The organism is Klebsiella sp. CD33 (genome assembly GCF_051992865.1).
In the GTDB taxonomy this organism is placed as follows: Bacteria; Pseudomonadota; Gammaproteobacteria; order Enterobacterales; family Enterobacteriaceae; genus Klebsiella; species Klebsiella pneumoniae.
In genome coordinates this window covers 971915-988591 of sequence record NZ_CP197023.1, presented here as the reverse complement: position 1 = coordinate 988591, position 16677 = coordinate 971915, and the positions used below count along the sequence as shown (strand labels likewise).

14 protein-coding genes are annotated in these 16677 nt (G+C 60.8%); 7 read left to right on the top strand and 7 right to left on the bottom strand.

The annotated features are described in order from the left end of the window. Positions 1 to 2: 2 nt before the first annotated feature. Positions 3 to 1400: an FAD/NAD(P)-binding protein gene (locus tag ACR809_RS04960; protein WP_122051085.1), complete on the bottom strand. Its 1398-nt coding sequence runs from the start codon at positions 1398 to 1400 to the stop codon at positions 3 to 5. 46 nt (positions 1401 to 1446) lie between these two features. Then, positions 1447 to 2619 carry an FMNH2-dependent alkanesulfonate monooxygenase gene (gene ssuD, locus ACR809_RS04955; RefSeq protein WP_004205532.1) on the bottom strand — a complete coding sequence of 391 codons (1173 nt, stop codon included), beginning with the start codon at positions 2617 to 2619 and terminating at the stop codon, positions 1447 to 1449. A 272-nt stretch (positions 2620 to 2891) separates the two neighbouring features. On the opposite strand from ssuD, the gene ACR809_RS04950 reads away from it, so the two are divergent. Together ACR809_RS04950 and xni are read left to right on the top strand one after the other, a co-directional pair. Then, positions 2892 to 4835, top strand: a complete 1944-nt coding sequence (locus ACR809_RS04950; protein ID WP_064152039.1) for a sigma-54-dependent Fis family transcriptional regulator — start codon at positions 2892 to 2894, stop codon at positions 4833 to 4835. 97 nt (positions 4836 to 4932) lie between these two features. Beyond that, positions 4933 to 5688, top strand: a complete 756-nt coding sequence (xni, locus tag ACR809_RS04945; RefSeq protein ID WP_004142871.1) for a flap endonuclease Xni — start codon at positions 4933 to 4935, stop codon at positions 5686 to 5688. 58 nt (positions 5689 to 5746) lie between these two features. Here the strand turns inward: xni and fucO are convergent, their stop codons facing one another. Both fucO and fucA read right to left on the bottom strand, forming a co-directional pair. Then, a complete protein-coding gene (gene fucO / locus ACR809_RS04940; RefSeq protein WP_016947549.1) occupies positions 5747 to 6895 on the bottom strand; it encodes a lactaldehyde reductase in 1149 nt (382 codons plus the stop codon). 27 nt (positions 6896 to 6922) lie between these two features. Next, positions 6923 to 7570 (bottom strand): L-fuculose-phosphate aldolase, encoded by a 648-nt coding sequence (gene fucA / locus ACR809_RS04935; RefSeq protein ID WP_002915470.1) that lies wholly within the window; start codon positions 7568 to 7570, stop codon positions 6923 to 6925. A gap of 566 nt (positions 7571 to 8136) precedes the next feature. Here fucA and fucP point away from each other — a divergent pair. The 5 genes from fucP (at position 8137) to fucR (ending at position 13974) form a co-directional block, all read left to right on the top strand. Next, a complete protein-coding gene (fucP, locus tag ACR809_RS04930) occupies positions 8137 to 9447 on the top strand; it encodes an L-fucose:H+ symporter permease (RefSeq protein ID WP_004151076.1) in 1311 nt (436 codons plus the stop codon). A 32-nt stretch (positions 9448 to 9479) separates the two neighbouring features. After that, the gene (gene fucI / locus ACR809_RS04925; RefSeq protein WP_023301522.1) at positions 9480 to 11255 is read left to right on the top strand and encodes an L-fucose isomerase; all 1776 of its coding nucleotides are present in this window, start codon (positions 9480 to 9482) and stop codon (positions 11253 to 11255) included. Positions 11256 to 11362: 107 nt separating this feature from the next. Further along, entirely contained in the window at positions 11363 to 12781 is a 1419-nt protein-coding gene (fucK, locus tag ACR809_RS04920) for an L-fuculokinase (RefSeq protein WP_032424263.1), read from the top strand. Position 12782: 1 nt separating this feature from the next. Continuing rightward, complete coding sequence (fucU, locus tag ACR809_RS04915) at positions 12783 to 13205, top strand: L-fucose mutarotase (RefSeq protein ID WP_002915538.1); 423 nt, start codon at positions 12783 to 12785, stop codon at positions 13203 to 13205. 58 nt (positions 13206 to 13263) lie between these two features. Continuing rightward, entirely contained in the window at positions 13264 to 13974 is a 711-nt protein-coding gene (gene fucR, locus ACR809_RS04910) for an L-fucose operon activator (protein WP_004142883.1), read from the top strand. 48 nt (positions 13975 to 14022) lie between these two features. Here the strand turns inward: fucR and rlmM are convergent, their stop codons facing one another. The 3 genes from rlmM to gcvA are packed head-to-tail and all read right to left on the bottom strand — an operon-like array spanning position 14023 to position 16448. After that, positions 14023 to 15123 carry a 23S rRNA (cytidine(2498)-2'-O)-methyltransferase RlmM gene (rlmM, locus tag ACR809_RS04905; protein WP_002915541.1) on the bottom strand — a complete coding sequence of 367 codons (1101 nt, stop codon included), beginning with the start codon at positions 15121 to 15123 and terminating at the stop codon, positions 14023 to 14025. Next, positions 15116 to 15511, bottom strand: a complete 396-nt coding sequence (locus tag ACR809_RS04900; RefSeq protein WP_002915543.1) for a DUF423 domain-containing protein — start codon at positions 15509 to 15511, stop codon at positions 15116 to 15118. The genes rlmM and ACR809_RS04900 overlap by 8 nt, the downstream gene beginning before the upstream one ends. A gap of 19 nt (positions 15512 to 15530) precedes the next feature. Next, positions 15531 to 16448 (bottom strand): glycine cleavage system transcriptional regulator GcvA, encoded by a 918-nt coding sequence (gcvA, locus tag ACR809_RS04895; protein WP_002915545.1) that lies wholly within the window; start codon positions 16446 to 16448, stop codon positions 15531 to 15533. Between the last annotated feature and the right edge of the window lie 229 nt (positions 16449 to 16677).

Sequence of the window (16677 nt, the reverse complement as noted above, 5' to 3'; positions counted from 1 at the left end):
ATTCAGTACGCTGGACATCGGGAGTCCTGCGGGATCCCGAGCGTGAGTAACGCTTGCGCCGCCACCTCAGCGGCATGGTCGGCTACCTGCGGCAGGCCCATCAGTTCGCCAAAACGCCCGCGGGCGGCCGGACCGGCCACCAGCACCGGCAGCGCCTCAACCTGCGGATCAGCCACTGCCCGGGAACGGCTGTCCACCTCCAGGCCCATGCCGAAGGCATCGGCGCGAATCAGGCCGCAGCGGGCGAGGTCCTGTAAAAATGGCTGGCTGTCGGTTAGGGCACGGTGCGCGGGTCCGGTCGTCAGGATCAGATGATCGACGCTCAGGGTTTGCACGCCGCCGCCGCGCCGCGCCAGCGTCAGACGCAGCGTCTCGCCTTCAGCGCTCATCGACAGTAGCCTGGCCGCCTGCACCTGCAGACTGCCCGTGCGCTGGCGCGCCTCCAGCACCTCGGCGACCTGCGGCGCCACGCGGTAGCGGTGGACATCCCAGTAATGGCGCAGATGGCGCAGAAAACGCTGGCGATCGGCGACGCTGAGCGCCTGCCAGATCCGTTGCCCCTGCTGACGAACCGCATCCAGCACCACCTGCCAGCTCAGGCCCTGCTGCGCCGCATACGCGACGTCGAGGCGGATCTGGCGCAGGCGCTGGCGCAGGCTGCCCTGCTGATAGTCGCCAGGCCAGGTTGCCCCCGCGCCGCTAAGGTTGCCGCGCGACAGCAGGCCGTGGCGCGAAAAGGCGATGATACTGCCGCGGTGGCCCAACCGGTCCAGCGTCGCGACCGTATCGGCCATGGTTAATCCGGTGCCCATCACCGCCACCCGGGCGTGCGGGGTGATGGCGTCGAGCGCGCCAAGCTGCCACGGGTTGGCAATCAGCGCCGGATGGTGACGCCAGGCTTCGGCCTGCGCCGGCAGCGAAGGCGGTGGATGGCTGATCGCCAGCACCAGCAGGTCGGCCTTAAGCTGCAGTCCGCCCTCAGTGCTAACCGTCCCCTGATGAAAAGCGAACGCCCGATCGCGCAGGTGGCGCAGCCGTCCGCCGCTGGCGGCCGCGGCGTCGGAAAAACGCTGTGCCACATAGCGACCAAACTGGCCGCGCTGAGGGTAGACGGAACCGTCCGGGCGCAGCGCCTGCGCATCGGCGGCAAAGGCAGGCTGACGGCGGTACCAGCGATCGAAGGCGCCCTCTTCATCACCGGTCAGTTGCATACGGGCGGCCGGGACGTTAATCCGGTGCGTCGGCTCCGCGGTGGAGTAGGCCACCCCGGCGCCGGGAGTCTGACGCGGCTCCAGCAGCGTCACGCGCACCCCGTTCGGCGCCAGGCGCAGCAGCTCAATCGCCACCGCCGCGCCGCTAAAGCCGCCGCCGATAATCACGATATGCGGTTCTGCACTCATCGCCGCCCTCCTCCGGTATGCTGTCTCATGGTCGCGCTCCTGGCCATCAGCTGGCGCTGGCCTGGCGCACCGGGCGCTTATCGCCGCCGATGGTTTCGCCAAAGGGACCGGTGTTCACGCTGCGCGCCTTCGACGAGGCCGCGTTTTCCAGCGGCAGCAGAGGCATCACCAGCTCAGCGAAGCGGTGTGCCTCTTCCAGATGCGGGTAGCCGGAAAAGATAAAATTGCTGATGCCGAGCGCCTGATATTCGCGGATGCGCTCCGCCACCTGCTGAGGATTACCCACCAGCGCGGTACCCGCGCCGCCGCGCACCAGCCCGACGCCGGCCCACAGATTAGGGGCAATACGCAGATTGTCGCGCGATCCCTGATGCAGGGCGCTCATCCGCGCCTGGCCAGCCGAGTCCATGCGGGCGAAGATCTTTTGCGCCTGAGCGATGGTGTCGTCGTCAAGATGGGCGATCAGCCGGTCGGCGGCGGCCCACGCCTCCTCTTCCGTTTCGCGCACGATGACGTGCAGACGGATGCCATATTGCAGGGTGCGCCCGCGGGCCGCGGCGCGCTCGCGCACCACCGCCAGCTTCTCCGCCACCAGTTCCGGCGGTTCGCCCCACGTTAGATAACTGTCGATCTGTTCGGCCGCCACATCGATAGCCGCCTCAGAAGAGCCGCCGAAGTACAGCGGCGGGCCATTCTCCTGAACCGGCGGAAACAGCACTTCCGCCCCCTCGACATGAATATGCTCCCCGTGATAGTCCACTTTCTCCCCGCGCAGCAGGCGGGAGTAAACGTCGAGAAATTCGCGAGTCACCTGGTAGCGTTCGCTGTGACTGAGAAAGATGCCATCGCCTTTGTTTTCCACCGGGTCGCCACCGGTGACGACATTGATCAGCAGCCGTCCTTCCGATAAACGGTCGAGGGTGGCCGCCATCCGCGCCGCCAGAGTGGGCGGCTGCAGACCCGGTCTGACCGCCACCAGATAGCGCAGACGGCGGGTCAACGGCGCCAGCGCCGAGGCCACCAGCCACGAATCTTCACAGCTTTTACCGGTGGGGATCAGCACGCCGTAATAACCCAGGCTGTCGGCCGCCAGCGCCACCTGCTGCAGATAAGGTAAATCGACCGGACGTCCACCCTCGGTGGTGCCCAGATAGCGGCCATCGCCATGGGTAGGTAAGAACCAGAAGACATTGATCTTGTCGGGAACTTGCTGCGTCATTATCTATTTCCTATATAACCATATCCGATATTTATCGAAGAGAAGTTTTAATTTGGTTATATGAGTGTTAGCGATAATCATGCCAATGGTGAATAAAAAATTACATTTTTAAAATCAAGGAATTGAAAACATCCCACGCGCGTCGTGCTGTTGCAAATCCCGCAGCCGCCGCGCATCCGCTGGCGCATTTGCAACAGCCGTCGGCCTTTCCCCCTCTGGTTTCCGCCGCCGCCGCAGGATAAGTTCAGGAGGTCAACGACCGGAGGCCCGCTATGCTGAACCCAGAATCCCCTTCCACCGCGCCCGCGCTGATCGACCCGGCATCGAAGGCTTTCCAGAGCCTGCTGGACAAGCTCGCGCCGACGGAGGCTACCGTGCTGATCGTGGGCGAAACCGGCACCGGCAAGGAGGTGGTGGCCCGCTATCTCCATCACCACAGTCCCCGCCGCCAGCAGCCGTTTCTGGCCGTTAACTGCGGCGCGCTAACCGAGAGCCTTGCCGAAGCCGAACTGTTCGGCCATGAGAAAGGCGCCTTCACCGGCGCGCAGCAGGGACAGCCCGGCTGGTTTGAAGCCGCGGAAGGGGGGACGCTGCTGCTGGACGAGATCGGCGAATTAAGCCTGCCCCTGCAGGTCAAGCTGTTACGGGTGCTGCAGGAGCGCGAAATTACCCGCGTCGGCTCGCGCAAAGCGATTAAAGTGAATGTCCGGGTGATTGCCGCCACTCACGTCGACCTGGCCCAGGCAATCCGCGAGCGCCGCTTTCGCGAAGATCTCTACTATCGGCTGAATATCGCGGTGGTGCCGCTGCCGCCGCTGCGCCAGCGTCGGCAGGATATCCCGCAGCTGGCTCACCACTTTTTATCGCTCTATGCCCGCCGCCTCGGCCGGCCAACCCTGCGTCTGGCGCCGGAGTCGCTGGCCCGGCTGATGGACTATGCGTGGCCGGGTAATATTCGTGAGCTGGAAAACACCCTGCACAACGCGGTGCTGCTCAGTAAAGAAGAGGAGATCAGTCCTGCCCAGCTGCGCCTGGCGACGCTCAACGACGCCCCGGGGCCGGCGAGCGATCATGAACTGGACGACTTTATTCGCCACCAGCTGGCGCTTCCCGGCGAGCCGCTGTGGCAGCGAGTGACCAGCGCCCTGATTCGCCACGCCATGGCACATTGCGACGATAACCAGAGCCAGGCGGCCGCGCTGTTGGGGATCAGCCGGCATACCTTGCGCACCCAGCTCGCTAACCTCGGGCTGATCAAAAGCCGCCGCCGCCCGCCTGCGCCGCCGCGGGCGTTCGCCAACGCAGCCGGGGCCGATCGCGAACTGCGCATTGGCTACCAGCGCTTCGGCAGCCTCGGGATCCTGAAAGCCCGTCAGAGTCTGGAAACCGCCTTCGCCAGCCTCGGCGTCAACGTGCTGTGGAGTGAGTTTCCTGCCGGACCGCAGCTCCTCCACGCCCTCGCCTGCAACGAGATCGACTTCGGCACCACCGGAGAAGCGCCGCCGGTGTTTGCCCAGGCCAGCAATAGTGAACTGATGTACGTGGCGTGGGAGCCGCCGGCGCCGCGCAGCGTGGCGATGGTCGTCCCGCAGGAGAGCGACATTCGCCAGCTCAGCGATCTGCGCGGTAAACGCATCGCCCTCAATAAAGGGTCGAATGTCCACTGGCTGCTGCTGCAGATCCTCGAGGACGCCGGCCTGGGTCTGAACGATGTGCGGGTGGTCTATACCCCGCCGAAATATCCGCTGACCGCCAGCGACTATCTGGCGGTTGACGCCTGGATGATGTGGGATCCGCTGCTCAGCGACGCCGAACACACCGGCGAGCTGCGGGTGGTCGCCAGCGGCGAAGGCCGGGTCAACAACCATCAGTTTTATCTTTCGCGACGGGACTACCTCGCTCAGCATGGCGATATCATGCGCCGCCTGCTGACGGAGCTGACCCACACCGGGCAGTTTATCGACTCGCATCGCGGCGAAGCGGCCCGCTTACTCTCGGCAGAGCTGGGGATCGACGCCCGGTCGCTGAGCATGGCCCTCGCCCGCCGCAGCCATCGCCCGCGGCCGATGGATCTGTCGGTGATCCGCGCCCAGCAGACCATCGCCGATCGCTTTTACGCCCTCGGGCTTATCGCCAAACCGGTCCCGGTGCGCGAAGCGGTGTGGTACGGCGAACCCGCGCCGGACGTCATCAGACCGCTGATGGCGGTCAGTTAGCGAAATTTGCGCGTTATCTTCCTGATTGTTCAGGCGCAGATAGCCTCGATCTGATGGCGATGTTACCCTAAAGACGCTGAGAATAAGGGGGGTATCTGTGGCTGTTCATCTGTTAATCGTCGACGCGTTAAATCTAATCCGCCGCATTCACGCGGTGCAGGGTTCACCCTGCGTCGATACCTGCCTGCATGCCCTGGAGCAGCTGATCGTCCACAGTCAGCCCACCCATGCGGTGGCGGTGTTCGACGATGAGGATCGCGCCCACGGTTGGCGTCACCAGCGCCTGCCGGAGTACAAAGCCGGCCGCGCGCCGATGCCGGAGACGCTGGTGGCCGAGATGCCGGCGCTGCGGGCCGCTTTCGAACAGCGGGGGATCCGCTGCTGGGCCTCGCCGGGCAGCGAAGCAGACGATCTCGCCGCCACCCTGGCGGTGAAGGTGGCCCAGGCGGGCCATCAGGCCACCATTGTCTCCACCGACAAAGGCTACTGCCAGCTGCTGTCGCCCACCATCCGCATCCGCGACTACTTTCAGAAGCGCTGGCTGGACGCCCCCTTCATCGCCAGCGAGTTCGGCGTCACCCCGGAGCAGCTGGCGGATTACTGGGGGCTGGCGGGGATCAGCAGCTCGAAGGTGCCGGGCGTGGCGGGCATTGGCCCCAAAAGCGCCGCCCAGCTGCTGAACGAGTTTCAGGACCTGGAGGGGCTGTACGCCCGCCTGGCCGAGGTCCCGGAGAAGTGGCGCAAAAAGCTGGCCGCGCATCAGGAGATGGCCTTCACCTGCCGGGAGGTGGCCCGCCTGCAGACCGACCTCCAGCTGGACGGCAATCTGCAGCAGCTGCGGCTGACGCGCTGACCATCGTTAAGAGGTGCGCCGGTGCAGGGTAACGGCCTGCTTTACCCGGGCCAGGCAATCACCAGGCCGCCTGATATAACCCGACGATATCCGCCAGGCTCGCCTCGCGCGGGTTGCCGCCGGTACACACATCCGCCAGCGCCGCCTGGGCCAGCGCCGGAATATCCTCTTTCCTGACGCCCACCTCGCGCAGATGGCCGGGAATACCGACATCGCGGTTAAGCTGGCAGACCGCCTCTACTGCCGCCTCGCGCGCGGCGGTCAGGCTTAACGCTTCCACCCTGACGCCCATCGCCCGGGCGATGTCGCGATATTTTTCCCCGGTCGCCTCAGCATTAAAGCGCATCACGTGCGGCAGCAGGATGGCATTCGCCACGCCGTGCGGCGTGTTGTAAAAAGCGCCGAGCGGATGCGCCATACCGTGCACCAGCCCGAGCCCGACGTTGGAAAATCCCATCCCCGCCACATACTGGCCGAGCGCCATAGCTTCCCCCGCGCCGGCGTCTCCGGCAACCGAGCCGCGCAGCGCGCCGGCGATGATCTCGATGGCCTTGAGGTGCAGAGCATCGGTCAAAGCCCAGGCGCCGCGAGTGAGGTACCCTTCGATAGCATGCGTCAGGGCGTCCACGCCGGTAGCCGCCTTCAGCGCCGGCGGCATAGCGTCCATCATATCGGCATCGATAAAGGCCACCTGCGGAATATCGTGCGGGTCGACACAGACGAATTTGCGCCGCTGTTCTTCATCGGTGATGACATAGTTAATCGTCACCTCCGCCGCGGTACCCGCGGTGGTCGGCACCGCGAAGATCGGCACGCTGGGCTGACGGGTGGGCGACAGCCCCTCGAGGCTACGGACATCGGCGAATTCCGGATTACGCTGAATAATACCGATCGCCTTACAGGTATCCTGCGGCGAACCGCCGCCGATGGCGATCAGGTAATCCGCCCCGCTGCGTTGAAAGGCCTGCAGCCCCTGCTGGACCACGGCGATGGTCGGGTTAGGGATCACGTCGCTGAACATATCCCATGCCAGCCCGGCGGCATCCAGTTTGTCGGTGACTTTCGCCGCCACGCCGCAGCGGGCGAGAGTGCTGTCGGTGACGATCAATGCTTTACGATAGCCGCGCCGCGCCGCTTCATCGGTTAATGCGTTTATCGCCCCCCGGCCAAACCATGCCGTTTCATTGAGGATCATTCTGTTTGCCATCGTGGCTCTCCTGTTAGCGTTGCGGCATCACTCTTCAATGCGTAATCCGTAGGTTTTGAACTTCTCCAGCACGATGGCGATCGCCTCGTCATCCAGCACCGGGACCGGGTCGGTAATCGCCAGCGTACTGAGGTAGAGCTGGGCCAGGACCTCCACTTCATGCGCCAGCCAGAGCGCTTTCTCCAGGCTGGCCTCGCAGGCGATCAGGCCGTGATGCTGCAGCAGCGTGGCTTTGCGGTGCTTCAGCGCCACCGCGACATGCTCAGACAGTTCGCGGGTGCCGAAGGTGGCATAGGGCGCGCAGGGGATCGAATTCCCGCCAGCCGCGGCGATCATATAGTGGATGGCCGGGATGGGCCGGTTGAGGATCGACACCGCCGTACAATGGACAGCGTGATTGTGGACCACCGCCTGGGCATCGGGTCGCGTCTGGTAGGCCGCCTGATGAAAACGCCATTCGCTGGAGGGCAGTTTTCCCTGCTCATGCTGGCCGTCGGCATCAATAAAGACGATCTTGTCTTCCGTCAGCTTTTCATATGGGATACCGGTAGGGGTGATCAGCATTCCTCCCTGATAGCGCACGCTGACATTGCCGGCGGTCCCCTGATTTAACCCCAGGCGGGTCATTTCCAGGCAGGTATCGATAATCTGCCGGGCCAGTCTGTTTCTTTCCATTGCGTTCCTCTTTTGGTGACTCATCATCCATCAACGGCAGGGCAACAGAAATATCGTCGGCTACCGTGGGATAGGGTGAATAATGGTCTTCATCATCAACCTGAATATTCAAAGGGGAATTTTCATGATTATTTTTTGTGAGCCGCGTCAATTATTCCGCCATGAATAAAGCAACCATGCCCATTACGAGAGAGATTAAAATGCCCGTTCTTAATAATATTTCATCAAGCGGGCATTTTATTTCTTTGTAACATTTGCCCGTTTTCCACGATATATATTCATTCGGTCATTAGCGTTGTGGTTTTGTGAATTTATTTTCTCAAACGGTCAGCGTTTTTGAAAAATTAAAGTGACAATAATCACATAAAATGGCCCACAGTACGTTAAGTGTGACCATCATCATATTAACAGGCGGTTTTTATTTGAAAATGAAGCCATGAGTTCCGCCGTGACTTTCATTTCACTCACCGGCGCGTCACCTGAGCTCACTTAATTTTGCGGTCTGCTGCAGCACCAGACTGCGCCCTGAATGCTGTTGTAAATGCTTCTGAACTGATGAGGACGCTATGGGAAACACAACGATACCAACGCAAAGTTACCGCGCCATGGAGAGCGGGCAGAGTAAGAGCTACATTATTCCTTTCGCTCTGCTGTGCTCCCTCTTTTTTCTGTGGGCCGTGGCAAATAATCTGAATGATATTTTATTACCGCAATTTCAACAGGCCTTTACCCTGACTAACTTCCAGGCCGGATTAATTCAATCGGCCTTTTACTTTGGCTATTTTATTATTCCCATCCCCGCCGGGATGTTGATGAAAAAATTCAGCTACAAAGCCGGCATCCTTACGGGGCTGTTTTTATATGCCTGCGGCGCCGCGCTGTTCTGGCCTGCCGCCGAAGTGATGAATTACACCTTATTTCTCATTGGATTATTTATTATCGCTGCCGGGCTTGGCTGTCTGGAAACCGCGGCCAACCCGTTTGTCACCGTCCTCGGTCCGGAAAGCGGCGGTCACTTCCGCCTTAATCTGGCCCAGACCTTTAACTCATTCGGCGCCATTATTGCCGTGGTATTTGGCCAGAGTCTTATTTTGTCTAACGTCCCGCATCAGCCGCAGGAGGTGCTGGATAAAATGACGCCGGAACAGCTCAGCGCCTGGAAGCACAGTCTGGTCCTGTCGGTACAAACCCCCTATATGATTATCGTGGCCATTGTCCTGCTGGTCGCCCTGCTGATCGTCTGCACCCGCTTCCCCTCCCTGCAAAGCGATGACCACAGCGACAGCGCGCAGAGCACTTTTTTCGCCTCGCTGACGCGCCTGATGCGCATCCGCCACTGGCGCTGGGCGGTACTGGCCCAGTTCTGCTACGTCGGCGCGCAAACCGCCTGCTGGAGCTACCTGATTCGCTACGCTATCGAAGAGATCCCGGGCATGACGGCCGGTTTCGCCGCCAACTACCTGACCGCCACCATGGTCTGCTTCTTTATCGGCCGTTTTACCGGCACCTGGCTTATCCGCCGCTTCGCGCCGCACAACGTGCTCGCTATCTATGCGTTTATCGCCATGCTGCTCTGTTTGCTCTCCGCCTTCAGCGGCGGCCACGTCGGTCTGCTGGCCCTGACCCTGTGCAGCGCCTTTATGTCCATTCAGTACCCGACCATCTTCTCGCTGGGGATTAAGCATCTGGGCCAGGACACCAAATATGGCTCGTCATTTATCGTCATGACCATTATCGGCGGCGGGATCGTTACCCCGGTGATGGGCTTTGTCAGCGACGCCGCCGGCAATATCCCGACCGCCGAACTGGTCCCGGCGCTGTGCTTCGCCATCATCTTTATTTTTGCCCGTTTCCGTTCACAAGCGGCGACGAACTAAACCTGTTATCCGCATAACCTGAGGGATCTGTAATGAAAAAAATCAGCTTACCGAAGATCGGTATTCGTCCGGTAATCGATGGTCGTCGCATGGGGGTCCGCGAGTCGCTGGAAGCGCAAACCATGAACATGGCGAAAGCCACCGCCGCGCTTATCAGCGAGAAACTGCGCCACGCCTGCGGCGCCCGGGTGGAGTGCGTGATTGCCGATACCTGCATCGCCGGCATGGCCGAGTCGGCCGCCTGTGAAGAGAAATTCAGCAGCCAGAACGTCGGCGTCACCATCACCGTCACCCCCTGCTGGTGCTACGGCAGCGAAACCATCGACATGGATCCGCTGCGCCCGAAGGCCATCTGGGGCTTTAACGGCACCGAGCGTCCGGGGGCGGTCTATCTGGCCGCGGCGCTGGCGGCCCATAGCCAGAAAGGGATCCCGGCGTTCTCCATCTACGGACATGACGTGCAGGATGCCGATGACACGTCGATCCCAGCGGATGTCGAAGAAAAGCTGTTGCGCTTCGCTCGCGCCGGCCTGGCTGTCGCCAGTATGAAAGGGAAAAGCTATCTGTCGCTGGGCGGCGTCTCAATGGGCATCGCCGGATCTATCGTCGACCACAACTTTTTTGAGTCCTGGCTCGGCATGAAGGTGCAGGCTGTCGACATGACGGAGCTGCGCCGGCGAATCGATCAAAAAATCTATGATGAAACCGAGCTGGAGATGGCGCTGGCGTGGGCGGATAAACACTTCCGCTACGGCGAAGATCAGAACGCTGAGCAGTATAAGCGCAATGAAACGCAGAGCCGCGCGGTGCTGAAAGAGAGCCTGCTGATGGCGATGTGCATCCGCGACATGATGCAGGGCAACCCGAAGCTCGCAGAAAAAGGGCTGGTGGAGGAGTCGCTGGGTTACAACGCCATCGCCGCCGGTTTCCAGGGTCAGCGCCACTGGACCGATCAATACCCCAATGGCGATACCGCCGAAGCGCTGCTCAACAGCTCTTTTGACTGGAACGGGGTGCGCGAACCGTTTGTCGTCGCTACCGAAAACGACAGCCTCAACGGCGTGGCCATGCTGATGGGCCATCAGCTCACCGGCACCGCCCAGGTGTTTGCCGACGTACGCACCTACTGGTCGCCGGATGCCGTTGAACGGGTCACCGGGCAGCCGCTCACCGGGCGGGCGGAGCACGGCATCATTCACCTGATTAACTCCGGCTCTGCGGCGCTGGACGGCTCCTGCCAGCAGCGCGACGCGCAGGGCAATCCGACGATGAAACCCCACTGGGAGATTGAGCAGAGCGAGGCGGATGCCTGCCTCGCGGCGACCGAATGGTGCCCGGCGATCCACGAATACTTCCGCGGCGGCGGCTTCTCTTCCCGCTTCCTGACCGAAGGCGGCGTGCCGTTCACCATGACCCGGGTGAACATCATCAAAGGTCTGGGGCCGGTGCTGCAAATTGCCGAAGGCTGGAGCGTAGCGCTGCCCAAAGCGATGCACGACCAACTCGACGCCCGCACCAACTCCACCTGGCCCACCACCTGGTTTGCCCCGCGCCTGACCGGCAAAGGCCCGTTCAGCGATGTGTACTCGGTCATGGCTAACTGGGGCGCCAACCACGGCGTGCTGACCATCGGCCATGTCGGCGCGGATTTCATTACCCTCGCCGCCATGCTGCGTATTCCGGTCTGCATGCACAACGTGGAAGCGGCGAAAATCTACCGCCCCTCCGCCTGGGCCGCGCACGGCATGGATATCGAGGGCCAGGACTACCGCGCCTGCCAGAACTACGGGCCGCTGTATAAGCGTTAACAGGTTGGTTTCGCCCGGAGGCGCAGGCTTACCTGGCCTACAGACGCGCGCGGTCTGTAGGCCGGATAAGCGCTGCGCCATCCGGCAATGTTGTTTCGGGAGTCACTATGAAGCAAGACGTTATCCTGGTCCTCGACTGCGGCGCCACGAACGTGCGGGCGATGGCCGTGGATCGACAAGGGAACATTATCGCCCGCGCCGCAACGGCGAACGCCAGCGACATCGCGGCGGAAAAAAGCGACTGGCACCAGTGGTCGCTGGAGGCCATTATGCAGCGCTTTGCCGACTGCTGTCGGCAGATCCATGACCAGCTGGCCTCCTGCACGGTGCGCGGCATTACCGTCACGACCTTTGGCGTCGATGGCGCGCTGGTGGATGAGCAGGGCGCCCTGCTGTATCCGATCATCAGCTGGAAATGCCCGCGCACCGCGGCGGTGATGGAGAAAATCAGCCAGTATATGCCCGCGCGCCAGCTACAGCAGATAGCCGGCGTCGGCGCGTTTGCGTTCAACACCCTGTATAAGCTGGTGTGGCTGAAAGAGAACCACCCGCAGCTGCTGGCGCAGGCCCATGCCTGGCTTTTTATTTCATCGCTCATCAACCATCGGCTGACCGGGGAGTTCACCACCGACCTCACCATGGCGGGCACCAGCCAGATGCTCGATCTCCGGCAGCGCGATTTCAGCGCGCCGATCCTGCAGGCGACCGACCTGCCGCGCCGCCTGTTCCCGCGGCTGGTTGAAGCAGGCCTGCCGATCGGCACCCTGCTGCCGGAGGCCGCTGCGCTGCTGGGCCTCCCCGTCGGGATCCCGGTTATCTCGGCCGGGCATGACACCCAGTTCGCTCTGTTTGGCGCCGGCGCCGGGCAGGATGAGCCGGTGCTCTCCTCCGGGACCTGGGAGATCCTGATGGTACGCAGCGCGCAGGTCGACACCTCGCTGCTCTGTGACTACAGCGGCTCCACCTGCGAGCTGGACAGCCAGCCGGGCCGCTATAACCCGGGGATGCAGTGGCTGGCCTCCGGCGTGCTCGAGTGGGTGCGCAAACTGCTGTGGAGCGCTGACACCCCATGGCAGACGCTGATTGACGAAGCGCAGGCGATCCCGCCCGGCGCCCAGGGCGTCAGGATGCAGTGCGACCTGCTCGCCAGCCAGCACGCCGGCTGGCAGGGCGTCACGCTCAACACCACCCGCGGCCATTTTTACCGCGCCGCGCTGGAGGGGTTAAGCGATCAGCTGGCGCAGCATCTGCAAACCCTGGAAAAAATCGGCGGCTTCAGGGCGAAAGAGCTGCTGCTGGTGGGCGGCGGCAGCCGCAACGCGCTATGGAACCAGATCAAGGCCAACCGACTCGGGATACCGATCAAAGTCCTCGACGATGCCGAAACCACCGTGGCCGGCGCGGCGATGTTTGGCTGGTATGGCGTGGGCGAGTTCTCTTCGCCAGAACAGGCCAGAGCGCAGGTCGCGTACCGCTACCGCTATTTCTGGCCGCAAACTGAACCTGAACTGATAGAGGAAGCCTGAGATGCTCAAAACCATTTCCCCGCTGATATCGCCGGAACTACTGAAAGTGCTGGCCGAAATGGGCCATGGGGATGAAATCATTTTTTCCGATGCCCATTTCCCGGCGCACAGCATGGGGCCGCAGGTGATCCGCGCCGATGGCCTGCGAGTCAGCGATCTGCTGCAGGCGATTATCCCGCTGTTCGAATTAGACAGCTATGCGCCGCCGGTGGTGATGATGGCCGCCGTCGAAGGCGATGCGCTCGACCCGACGGTGGAACAGCGCTATCGGCAGGCGCTATCGGCGCAGGCCCCCTGCCCGGATATCGTGCGGATTGACCGCTTTGCCTTCTACGACCGGGCGCAAAAAGCCTTTGCGATCGTTATCACAGGAGAGTGCGCTAAGTACGGAAATATCCTTTTAAAAAAAGGAGTCACGCCGTAATCTCATGCCGGAGCGTCTGCCTGATGCAGACGCTCAATCAATGATGGGATGAGAATAAATGAAAGCAGCCCGCCAGCAGGCGATCGTCGATCTCCTGATCACCCACAGCAGCCTGACCACCGAAACGTTGTCAAAACAGCTCAACGTCAGCAGGGAAACTATTCGCCGCGATCTGAGCGAGCTGCAGGCGCAGGGCAAAGTGCTGCGTAACCACGGCCGGGCCAAAGTGATCCACCAGCGCAGCCAGGACAGCGGCGATCCTTTCCACATGCGCCTGAAAAGCCATTACGCGCATAAAGCCGACATCGCCCGCGAAGCGCTGGCCTGGATTGACGAAGGGATGGTGATCGCCCTCGATGCCAGCTCCACCTGCTGGTATCTCGCCCGCCAGCTGCCGGACCGCCCGCTGCACGTCTTTACCAACAGCCAGCCCATCTGCCAGGAGCTGGCCAAACGCGACCAGATCACGCTCACCTGCTCCGGCGGCACTCTGCAGCGGAAATATGGCTGCTACGTGAACCCGGCGCTGATTTCCCAGCTGAAATCGCTGGAGATCGATCTGTTTATTTTTTCCTGCGAAGGCATCGACCCGCAGGGCGCGCTGTGGGACTCCAATGCGTTCAATGCCGACTTCAAATCGATCCTGCTTAAGCGGGCGGCGCAGTCGCTACTGCTGATCGACAAAAGCAAGTTCAACCGCTCCGGCGAGGCGAGGATTGGTCATCTGGATGACGTGACGCATATTGTGTCGGATGCGCCGCAGCCTTAAGGGGAAGGCCGGAGGACGCGCACGCGTCTCCGGCCTGAGGGGGAAGGATTAACGCTCGTCGCGACGTCCGCCGACGGCGGCCCACAGGCGGCGCACGTGAACGGTCACTTCTTCACGATCGTGATACAGCTGACGCGCCTGGATCTGGGCGTTAACGCCGTGCTCGTCCAGCTGGGCCTGAATATAGGCCAGATTCTGCGACACCTCTTCATAGCGCTTTTTCATCGGCAGCTTGAGGTTGAAGATGGTCTCCCGGCACCAGCCGTTGACCAGCCACTGCGCCATCAGCGCCGCCACCTTCGCCGGTTTCTCCACCATATCGCAGACCATCCACGAGATGTTGTTGCGGTTCGGACGATAGCGGAAACCGTCTTCGCGCAGCCAGGTCACCTGGCCGGTATCCATCAGGCTCTGGGCCATCGGGCCGTTATCGACCGAAGAGACCCACATGTTGCGCTTCACCAGCTGATAGGTCCAGCCGCCCGGGCAGGCGCCGAGATCGACGGCATACATGCCGTTCGCCAGACGCTCGTCCCACTCGTCCGCCGGAATAAAAACGTGGAACGCCTCTTCCAGCTTGAGGGTGGAACGGCTCGGGGCGTCGGACGGAAACTTCAGCCGCGGAATGCCCATATAGAACGGTGAGTTGTTGTTGCTGTATGAGTAGCCGGTATAGCAGCAGCCGGGGGCGATAAAGAACACATGCACCACCGGTCGCTTTGGCGTTTCATAGTTGGTCAGCACGCCCGCCTCGCGCAGCGCCGCGCGTAACGGCACCGTAAACTTGCGGCAGAACTTCATCAGCTCTTTGCTTTCGTTGGTATCCGCCACTTCCACACGCAGCTCGCCCCCCTTCTCCACCACGCCCTGCAGCATGCCGACGATCGGGGTTATGCGATCCTCCGGCGGCAGGTCGCGCAGCAGTTCGCCGACCACAAACATCTGACGGGCGAAAATCAGCGAGCTGAACGGCAGATCGCGCACCAGCTTCTCGCCGTCGTCCTGCTGATAACCTTCAAAAATTACATAGCCAGAGTCTTCTTTGACCCGGGCAAAACCAAACACCTCAAGGCGGGCTGCCTTATCGGTAATTTCTGCTGCGCACTCTTTCTCAAAACCAGGGCGACAATAGAGGACAACCTTATTCATGAACAACGCCCTTACGTTTCAGACGAATTGCACCAATTAACATTAAAACCCAACCGGCGAGGAAGCTTACGCCGCCCACCGGGGTCACGAACGCCCACAGACGTAAATGAGAGAGCGCCAGACAATAGAGGCTGCCGCTGAACAGCACGGTCCCTAACGCCAGAAATACGCTGCTCCAGTAGAACCAGATACTGATCCGACGCTGCATCGCCACCGCCAGACCAAAAATCGCCAGGGTATGGAAGGCCTGATACTCCAGGCCGGTATGGATCCAGGCCATCTCCGCCGCGCCGAGCGATTGACTTAAGACATGCGCGCCAAAGGCGCCCAGAGCCACAAAGATAAAGCCGCTAATCGCGGCGAATATCAGCATAAAACGGCTGGTCATGTTGTTACCCTACAAGTAATTATTGTTCATAACGAAAGCGGAATTTTTCTTGTTCACTTGCCGCTTTCGCTAGGATCCACTGCCGGAAAGCGGCTATTTTACCCAGTTCTGCCTGACTGTCATGGCAAACAAGGTAAAACGCATTCTTACTGACCAGAACATCATTAAACGGACACACCAGACGACCGGCTTCAATTTCGGACTGCGCCATGACGTTGTTGGCCAGCGCCACGCCCTGCCCGTGAATGGCCGCCTGCAGCACCATCGCGCTATGGCTGAAAATCGGCCCCTGCTGCACATTAATATGGCTTAGACCAAGCTGACGGGTATAAGTTTGCCAGTCGCGGCGGGACGCATCGTGAAGCAGGGTATGTTGCGCCAGATCGGCAGGCGTTTTCAATGCTTTGTCGCCGGTGAGCAAGAGCGGGGAACAGACCGGCAGCAGATACTCGGCGTACAATTTTTCCACACGCAGGCCCGGCCAGTTGCCGCGGCCGTAAAAAATCGCCACATCGACATCGTCCGCCAGCTTATCCTCCTGACGGTCCACCGCCTGGATCCTGACGTCGATTCCCGGATAAGCTGAGTTAAAGCTTGTGAGTCTTGGCACCAGCCACTGAATGGCGAAACTTGGCAATAAACTGACCGTTAATGCCCCTTTGGCGCTGCGCGCCTGCAGTTTACGCGTCGCTTCCGTCAGTTGCGAAAAAATCTCTTTAATATCCTGAAAATAGCTCTGCCCTTCTTCCGTTAACAGCAGCGAACGATTGCGCCGACGGAACAGCTTAAGGCCCAGAAAATCCTCGAGAGACTTGATTTGATGGCTGACTGCGGCCTGCGTCACAAAAAGCTCATCGGCTGCCCGAGTGAAGCTGAGATGACGTGCGGCTGCATCAAAAACACGTAATGCATTCAGAGGTGGTAATCGCTTCGACATGGTTATTCTGGCTTAGAAGTTAACTCAATTTAACAAATAGGAAACAATGATTAACCTATTAGTTTTTTTTATCTGAGCCATTATAAATTGTCCGTTGAGGTTCTACCAGCAAATACCTATAGTGGCGGCACTTCCTGAGCCGGAACGAGAAGCTTTTTTTGGAATGCGTGTTCCATCAAGCTTTTGGCTTACGGTTGTGATGTTGTGTTGTTGTGTTTGCAATTGGTCT

What these genes read in the sequence shown, in the direction of transcription:
- ACR809_RS04960 (WP_122051085.1), bottom strand. Translation starts at nt 1,400, where the DNA reads ATGAGTGCAGAACCGCATATCGTGATTATCGGCGGCGGCTTTAGCGGC.
- fucA (WP_002915470.1), bottom strand. Translation starts at nt 7,570, where the DNA reads ATGGAAAGAAACAGACTGGCCCGGCAGATTATCGATACCTGCCTGGAA.
- gcvA (WP_002915545.1), bottom strand. Translation starts at nt 16,448, where the DNA reads ATGTCGAAGCGATTACCACCTCTGAATGCATTACGTGTTTTTGATGCA.
- rlmM (WP_002915541.1), bottom strand. Translation starts at nt 15,123, where the DNA reads ATGAATAAGGTTGTCCTCTATTGTCGCCCTGGTTTTGAGAAAGAGTGC.
- ACR809_RS04900 (WP_002915543.1), bottom strand. Translation starts at nt 15,511, where the DNA reads ATGACCAGCCGTTTTATGCTGATATTCGCCGCGATTAGCGGCTTTATC.
- fucK (WP_032424263.1), top strand. Translation starts at nt 11,363, where the DNA reads ATGAAGCAAGACGTTATCCTGGTCCTCGACTGCGGCGCCACGAACGTG.
- fucP (WP_004151076.1), top strand. Translation starts at nt 8,137, where the DNA reads ATGGGAAACACAACGATACCAACGCAAAGTTACCGCGCCATGGAGAGC.
- fucI (WP_023301522.1), top strand. Translation starts at nt 9,480, where the DNA reads ATGAAAAAAATCAGCTTACCGAAGATCGGTATTCGTCCGGTAATCGAT.
- fucO (WP_016947549.1), bottom strand. Translation starts at nt 6,895, where the DNA reads ATGGCAAACAGAATGATCCTCAATGAAACGGCATGGTTTGGCCGGGGG.
- fucR (WP_004142883.1), top strand. Translation starts at nt 13,264, where the DNA reads ATGAAAGCAGCCCGCCAGCAGGCGATCGTCGATCTCCTGATCACCCAC.
- fucU (WP_002915538.1), top strand. Translation starts at nt 12,783, where the DNA reads ATGCTCAAAACCATTTCCCCGCTGATATCGCCGGAACTACTGAAAGTG.
- ACR809_RS04950 (WP_064152039.1), top strand. Translation starts at nt 2,892, where the DNA reads ATGCTGAACCCAGAATCCCCTTCCACCGCGCCCGCGCTGATCGACCCG.
- ssuD (WP_004205532.1), bottom strand. Translation starts at nt 2,619, where the DNA reads ATGACGCAGCAAGTTCCCGACAAGATCAATGTCTTCTGGTTCTTACCT.